The 515-nt window shown below is 49.7% G+C and carries 1 pseudogene; it reads left to right on the top strand.

The window, feature by feature from the left end:
- Positions 1–243: 243 nt before the first annotated feature.
- Positions 244–360: pseudogene (locus OKC44_RS18490) on the top strand (gamma carbonic anhydrase family protein); the annotation flags it as partial.
- Positions 361–515 lie beyond the last annotated feature (155 nt).

Here is a 515-nt window from a genome sequence, read left to right as displayed (position 1 = left end):
CGAGTCAAGCCTTATTTGCAAAGGCTTTTCGAGGCGACCGACCCGGCTGTTTGCGTTGCCGCTTGCCGTGTCGATGGAGGCGCATTATAGGGAACGGATTTTTTCTGGCAACCCCTCATCGGCAATAAAATTGCAAAAAACTGCACTTTTTTAGTTATTCATATCCAAGCACAGCTTTTATACAAACTTATCCACAGAAACCGGTCTCGAATTGCTAGAATGGCCGAAAACAAGGAGGCCGAGATGGACTTGCGACTGAGACCTTACAAGGGAAAACGCCCGCAATTGGGCAAACGGGTATATGTGGCCCCCTGCGCCACCCTGGTGGGGGATATCCAGCTGGCCAACGATGCCCAAGTGAAGTAAGCAGTGCCGTATTACGCCAAGTTCGGAACTGCTCTTAGCTCCTATATAGAAGAAGTTGAATAAAATGAAAGAAGGCAGTTGAGGCAGTTGAGGCAGTTGAGGCAGTTGAGGCAGTTGAGGCAGTTGAGGCAGTTGAGGCAGTTGAGGCA

Origin of the sequence: Aeromonas sp. S41-2 (assembly GCF_027705845.1) — a bacterium.
In the GTDB taxonomy this organism is placed as follows: domain Bacteria; phylum Pseudomonadota; class Gammaproteobacteria; order Enterobacterales; family Aeromonadaceae; genus Aeromonas; species Aeromonas hydrophila.
Note: the sequence above shows the minus strand (reverse complement) of the source record. Positions and strands in the feature narration are given on the sequence as shown.